Below are 6,915 nucleotides of genomic sequence, written 5' to 3' on the forward strand. Positions count from 1 at the left end.
CTTCGCCGGAGAACCGCAATGGGTTGCGTTCCTTCAGGAAGGTGCGCGCATGGCGGAACCCTTCGAGCCACTGGAGCACGTCTCGCGCGTCGTGTGGTGCCCGGGCACCGAGACGGTGGGTGTGGTGAGCCTGAACGGCAAGCCGCAATTTGCCGCGGTGCTGATCGAGCGGCAACTGCGCCAGAGCGGCGACATCGATGGCGATGCCAAGGTGCTGGTGCACGAGATCCTGCGCCACCGCGACAGCTACATGGCCCTGTACTCGGCCGTGCCGCTGCCGCAGTGGCAACGCTTCCAGAGTTGGCTGGAAGCACAGCCGGTGCTTTGCGTCGCGTTTTCCTGGTTGGCGCTGCTTCACCACGGCCTGGAAGAAGGGAACGCACGCGTGGTGCAGGACGGCGTCCGGCTGACGTACCTGGCCCGCGACGGACGCCAGTTCGCCTTCTTCAACGTGGTGGCGTTCAGTGACGGCGAAGAAGACCTCGAGTCGGCCGGCCGCTCGCTCGCCCTGCAGGTGCTGCAGTCCCAGACGGACCGGCGTTCTGCCGCCAGACCGGAAGCGGATGCTCCRGTCGAGTGGGTGCCGTTGCTGAATCGAGGCGGCGACAGCGGGGCTGCCCTGCGCGGGTTCGAACAAGCCTTCGGCGTGACGTGTCGGGTCATTCAGCAGTCGTTTCAAGCGGGCGACGGTCAGCAGGCGTTCTTCTCCGGCTTGCCATGGGCGGCTTCGATGCTTCACCCACGCCAGGCGATAGGGCAGCGTCTGGACCGATGGCTCTACACGCTGGAGCGCATGGCCGCGCCCACCGTCGGGCTGGCAATCGCCGTGGGGGTGGCGTTGGGCGCGCTCGGGGCGAGCTGGCTGCTGGAGGCTGACAGGAAACAGACCGAGGCCCTGAAGATCGAAGGCTCGGTGGCCTCGATGGCCGAGCGTCAACAAGGGCCGGCGCGGGTCTCGCCGGTGCGTGAAGACCTCTCGCGGCAGCTGACCTTCCAGCAGGACGCATTGCGCCTGGTCGACGGTGTGGACCTGCACCACCTGCTGGACGCACTGCACGGGGCCAGCAGCGGCCGGGTTCGAATTCTCAGCGTGCGGCTCGAGGAGCGCTCGGCCCCCAAGGCCGGTGCGGCTGCGCCGGCGTCGCCAGGCTCCGAGGTCTTCATCGAAGGACTGTTGCCGGAAGCGCGCGAGCCGGGCGACGCGGTGCTTTCAGGTTTCGTGCAGCAACTGAACGCCGCCGGTTGGCGTGTCGAGCCGGCCGAATACCGCGGCGGCAACAGCAGCAATGGCTCGATGGCGGGCCGCCTGTTCGCGTTCAGGCTCTCGTCGGCCCATGGGGCTTCGGAGGCCCGCCCATGAAGCCGGTCGCACCGAAGTACCGGACATCGGCCTTTCTCGGCTCGGCGTTCGCGCTGTTGGCTTTTGACCTGGCCTTCGTCGGGCTGCGGCACACGGCGCCCCGACCGGCGACGACCTCGATGTCGCCGCCGGCCGCGGACGAACTGATCGCGCAGATGGATACCGTCGACGCGAGCCTGCCCCGGCTCCAGGAACGACTGAAAGGGCAGGGTGGCGTGGCGACCCGGATGCTCGTCGCCGAGTACTCGGCCGCGGCCGCCCAAGGCACCGAGCCGACGATGGAGATGTCGCAACTGCTGGCCGAAGGGCTGGCCGTCATCACCGTCGGCAAGCGCCAGCCGGTGGTGCTGCTGGGCGATCGGCAGGTCCACGTCGGCGACGTGCTGCCGGACGGATCGAAGGTCAGTGCCATCGACAGGCATGGCTTGGCCACCCAGTCGGCGCAAGGCGCGTCCGGGCGGCTTCAGGGCTTCGGCGCCATTTCCATTCCAGCGTCTGGCGCGGCTTCCAGCCCTGTCGGAGACAACACATCCAATGTGGAGGGATCCCAGTGACCACCAAGAGTTTGTTGATCGCGATCGTCTTGATCGCAGCTGTCGTCATCGGCCTCACCACAAGGTGGGGGCGCAGTGCCGGTGCGGACCATCCCGCCCGCCAGGTGCCGTCGGGCCCCAGGGCCACGGCATCATCTGCGGTCCTTGCGCAGAAGGAGCCAGCCGCAACCACGGGGGCGACCTTCAGCGCCGCACCCAGCGCACCGGCTTGGCGCTCGGCCGCAGCGGCGTCTTCGGCGAGCCAGTCTCCATTGAGCGACAAGGCGCGCATGGAGCGCCAGGCGCGCCTGGCGGCGGTCAAGCGTGAGCTGGACAAGCTGGGGCCTCAGGATCGCCAGGACCCGCGCAAGGTGTCCGCCATGCTGCTGAGCCTCGAGCAGGCCAACGGGTCGCCCAACATCAACGGCATCCGCCTGGACGTCCTGCGGCAGAACCTGGCCGTGGCAACGCAGTTGCAGGCACTGACCGGTGACCTGCAGGCGCTGCGCGCCGAGGTTCCCGAAGGCAAGCAGCCGTCCAAGGAACAGGCCGACCGGATCAAGGCCAAGCTCGGTCAGATCGCCGCCGCACAAAAGCAGCTGCGCACCGATTTCATGGACGAGGCGGTGATCGCCGGCAACGTCGCGGCGGGCCAATGAGCGACCCATCGAATCCGGCCCGTCAGCTTCACGGCCTACCAGGGGAAGACTTCATGCGCAGTACCGGACGCCAGCTGGCGCGCAAGACGGCGCGGGGTGGTTTGTTGATCTTGCTGGTCTTGCTGGCACCGCTGTTCCTGGCGGCTTGCGCATCGGGCTTCAGAAGCCAGGAAGGCCTGGGCGAATCGGCCAACGAGCCGATCGACATGGCCCGCTCCACGGTCGAGCGCAGCTCGGGCGATCTGGCGCAACAAGCGGACAAGCTGCGCCAGGGTGTCGAACGCTCGGGTGATGCGGTGAGCCCGCCGCCGGTCATCGTCGACCCCTTCGAGACGGAGGCACTGAAGAAGACCATCAGCGTCGACGTGCGTGGCACGCCGATCGGGCCCTTGTTGTCGCTGCTGGCGCGTGAACTTGGCGTCAGCATGTCGGTCGACCCGCGTGTTCTGGCGCTGCCGCAGAAGGCGAACCTGTACCTGCACTCGGTGACCGGCGTCCAGGCGCTGCGGCGCATCCTCTCGCTGTTCGACGTCGATGCCGTCATGGGCCCCGATGGCGTGATGGCCGTGTCGCTGCTGTGCGAACGCACCTTCGAGATCGACATGCTCCAGGGGCGGACCCATCTGACAGCCGGCAGCGGCGGTGACCTGATGGGGTCGGGCGGCTCCAAGGACGGCAACTCCGGCCTGAAGGACATCGCCTCGCTGGGCGGCGAGTTCGGCGACAAGTCCGACAACTACGAGAACCTCACCAAGTCCCTGGAGGGTGTGCTGGGCAAGGTCAACGCGAGTGCCGACCATGACGGCCCGCGCTACGTGCTGGACAAGGCGAACGGGCTGCTCGTCGTGTCGGCTCGGCCGTCGAAGATGCGCCTGGTCGAGAACTGGATCCAGAAGGCCAAGGGCTACCGGGACCGGATCATCCAGATCGACGCGCAGATCGTCGACGTTCAGTTGAACGACGGCACCTCGATCGGCATCGACTGGAGCGTGCTGTCGCGCAACCTGGTGGGCAGGCTTGGCGTGAACCCGGCGACCGTCTCGGGGCTGACGAACCTGTCCAGCATTCATTTGCCGCCTGGCCTGGGCAACCGGACGATCACGCTGCCTGCCCAGACGGCCGGCGGAGATGGCGCGGGCGGGCTGGTGGTCGGCAACGACAGCTTCTCGATGGCCGTGAACGCGCTGCGCAGCTTCGGCACGGTGCGGGTGCTGTCCAACCCCACGGTGCGCCTGCGCAATGGGGTGCCGGCACTGCTGAGCGTGGGCACCAACATCCGCTATGTGCGCAAGGTGACGTCGCAGACGGCCGTTGGTGGCGGTGGCACCAGCACAGCCGCCGACATCGAGACCGATTCGATCTTCTCCGGCATCGTCTTTGGCGTGGTGGCGGCAGCGCGCAACGACGGCAGCATCGAGCTGTTCGTCAAGCCTAGCCAGAACGAGGTCAATGCCGACAGCCTGGAGCTGCGCGACGTCGGGGCGGGCCTGAAGGTCACTTTGCCGGTGGTCAACACCAAGTCGGTGTCGACGACGCTGAACCTGCGCAGCGGCGAGACGGTGCTGATCGGCGGCCTGATCGACCAGCAGCTGATCGGTACCAACAAGGGCGTGCCCGGCCTGGGCGACGTGCCGGCCGCCGGTGCGCTGTTCAACAGCACGACGAAGAAGCATGCGACGCGCGAGCTGGTGGTCGTGCTGCGCGCCCGCGTCGCACCTTGAGCGCGAGGCAGATCCACATGCTCGCCCCCGCGATGATCAACGGCACGGCCTCCAGCGCCGCGATCGAGCTGCGGCTTGGCCAGTCGCTGGTCGAACGCGCGGTGCTCGACGCCACCGAGCTCGAGTACGTGCGGCAAAAGCGCGCCATCGGCGAGCGGCACCTGTGGCAGGTGCTGATCGAAGAAGGCCTGGTCGACGAGATCCAGGTCACCCGGATGCTGGGCGAGATCCTCGGCATCGACGTCGTCGACGTCGAGCGGCTGGAGTCACCGGACAAGACGGTGCTGTCGCTGTTCAACAAGGAGTTCTGCCAGCACGGCGGCTTCCTGCCGCTGCGCCGCAGCAGCGACAAGTTGAAGGTGCTGCTCGGCGACGCGCTGCCAGCCGAGGTGGCGCAGAAGGTGTTGCGGCGGGTCGGCCTGGCCTGCGACTTCGTGATGGGCCCGTTCTCGCACGTGGCCCGGCTGACCAAGCACACCTACTACTTCGCGTTCAACCCGCCGGAAAAGAACGTCGACAAAGAGGTGCGTGCCCTGGCCGCGGACTCGGACAACACCCACGCACCAGCGGTGTTGCTCGACAACATCCTGCACTGGGCCGTGCGCGAGCGCGCCACCGACATCCACCTGACCCACAGCGCCAGCAGCCTGCACATCCTCTTTCGCATCGATGGCGTGCTGCAGCCGATCACCGCGATGCCGATGGCCTTGAGCCGGCTGTTGAGCTTCATCAAGCTGCAGGCCGAGATGGACATTGCCGAGCACCGCCGGCCGCAGGACGGCAGCTTCAGGGTCCAGGTGCTCGACATGCAGATCACCGTTCGTGTGTCGACGATCGTCGCCGAGTTCGGCGAACGCATGGTCATGCGGCTGCTGCCCGAATCGCGCGACGCGAAAGACCTGCTGACGCTGGGCTACTTTGCCGACGACGTGGCCGTCATCGCACGCATGATGAGCAGCCCGGTCGGGCTGGTGCTGATGACCGGCCCGACCGGCTCGGGCAAGAGCAGCACGCTGCACGCCGGCCTGCGGCAGCAGCGCCTGGTCGAGCGCAACGTGCTGACTGTCGAAGACCCGTTGGAGTACCGCGTTTGCGTCGCGGGGCAGACCGAAGTCAACCGCCGCGCGGGCTACGACTTCAGCACCGCGCTGCGGCACTTTCTACGCCACGACCCCGATGTGATCCTGGTCGGTGAGATGCGTGATCCCGAGACAGCGCGAGCGGCCTTCGAAGCTGCCGCCACGGGGCACCTGGTGCTGTCGACACTGCATGTGACCACGGTCTTCGGCGTGGTGCCGCGTCTGCGGCCGATGGGGCTGCTGCCGCAGGAGATTGCAGAAAACCTGCGGCTGGTCATCAACCAGCGTCTGGTGCGCCGCAACTGCCCGCACTGTTCGGCCGCGGTCGCGTTGACCGCGGCGGAGTGCGCCTGGCTCGGCGTTCGCATGGGCACCGAGGGAACCAGGGGCACAGGCTGTGACGCCTGCCGGCACACCGGCTTCATGGGCCGCTTGCCGCTGTACGAGATGCTCGAGGTCGACGACGTGCTGGCCAACGCCATCGCCGATGACGTCGGCCGCGAGGCGATCCGAAGGTTGGCCAACGACAACGGCTTTCGGCCGATCGTCGAGCTGGGCAAGCGGCGCGTGCTGGCCGGCCAGACGACCTCGGAAGAGGTCTTTCGCGTGGTCGGCGAAGGCCCCACCGGTGAAGGCGCGGCCGAATGAGAGCGGTCTACTTCTACCAGCTGCTGCTGCCAACCGGGGGCACCCGTGTCGGCCTCGAGGCGATCCCGATGGAGCTGCCTGCATCGGCACGGGCGTGGCTCGAACGCACCTACGAGCACAGCATCGTCGTGCGCTTGCACAAGCTGCCGGCCTGGTTGGCGAATCTGGGCAATCGAGCCCTGCGCATGATTCGGGGCGATGTCAAGCCGGACGAGGTGTCTGCGCTGCTGCGCGATCTGGCGGTGATGACCGGCGCAGGGATCCCGATTCGCGAGGCCATCCGCAGCTGCATCGACGACGGGCAGGATGAAAGCAGCGCCCACGCGATCCGGGTCTGCAAGCAGCTGAACGAAGACCTGGACGCGGGCAACACGCTGAGCGACGCGATTCAGCGCCAGACCGACGTGTTTCCGTCGACGGTGTGCGGCCTGGTGCTGATCGGCGAAGAGTCCGGCAACCTGAGCGACATGCTGCTGGAGGCGTCCAGCCACATGGCGCGTGTGCTGGCCTTGCGTGCCAACGCCAAGCAGGCGTTGATCTACCCGGCCTTGTCTTTGTTGGCGGTCCTGGGTGCCGGCGCGTTCTGGATCGTCTACGTGCTGCCCAACCTGGTGCAGCTGTTCAAGCAGCTCAATGCCAAGCTACCGGCGTTCACGGTGCAGGTGCTGGCCCTGGCGCAGTGGTTGTCCGACCATGCGACGGCGTTGTTCTTGGTCATCGTCGGGTCGGTGGTTGCCGCAGTGCTGACGTGGAAGACCAGCGAGCGCGTCCGCAAAGGCACCTTCACGGTCATGCACCGCGTGCCCATCGTGCGGGGCATTCTGGTGGCGTCCGGTGTGGCGTTCTTCTCCGAGTACCTGGGCATCCTGGTGCGCAGCGGCATCGACATCGTCGGCAGCCTGAAGATCCTCGAGC

Annotated in this window: 6 protein-coding genes; all 6 read left to right on the top strand. The window is 67.2% G+C overall.

The features are described 5' to 3' along the window. The first annotated feature begins 49 nt into the window (after nt 1-49). Nucleotides 50-1,360, top strand: coding sequence for a hypothetical protein (locus AC1DYI_RS04645; RefSeq protein WP_477202904.1), 1,311 nt, complete (start codon nt 50-52; stop codon nt 1,358-1,360). Next, nucleotides 1,357-1,914: a hypothetical protein gene (locus tag AC1DYI_RS04650; RefSeq protein ID WP_477202905.1), complete on the top strand. Its 558-nt coding sequence runs from the start codon at nt 1,357-1,359 to the stop codon at nt 1,912-1,914. Before AC1DYI_RS04645 ends, AC1DYI_RS04650 begins: the two co-directional genes overlap by 4 nt. Continuing rightward, the gene (locus tag AC1DYI_RS04655; RefSeq protein ID WP_477202906.1) at nt 1,911-2,552 is read left to right on the top strand and encodes a hypothetical protein; all 642 of its coding nucleotides are present in this window, start codon (nt 1,911-1,913) and stop codon (nt 2,550-2,552) included. Before AC1DYI_RS04650 ends, AC1DYI_RS04655 begins: the two co-directional genes overlap by 4 nt. Before the next feature lie 53 nt (nt 2,553-2,605). Beyond that, the gene (mshL, locus tag AC1DYI_RS04660; protein WP_477202907.1) at nt 2,606-4,273 is read left to right on the top strand and encodes a pilus (MSHA type) biogenesis protein MshL; all 1,668 of its coding nucleotides are present in this window, start codon (nt 2,606-2,608) and stop codon (nt 4,271-4,273) included. Nucleotides 4,274-4,290: 17 nt separating this feature from the next. Then, nucleotides 4,291-6,000: a GspE/PulE family protein gene (locus AC1DYI_RS04665; protein ID WP_477202908.1), complete on the top strand. Its 1,710-nt coding sequence runs from the start codon at nt 4,291-4,293 to the stop codon at nt 5,998-6,000. After that, a partial coding sequence (locus AC1DYI_RS04670) for a type II secretion system F family protein (RefSeq protein WP_477202909.1) occupies nt 5,997-6,915 on the top strand: 919 nt, incomplete at its 3' end. The genes AC1DYI_RS04665 and AC1DYI_RS04670, both read left to right, overlap by 4 nt.

This window comes from Ideonella sp. P3_A4, from assembly GCF_056403075.1.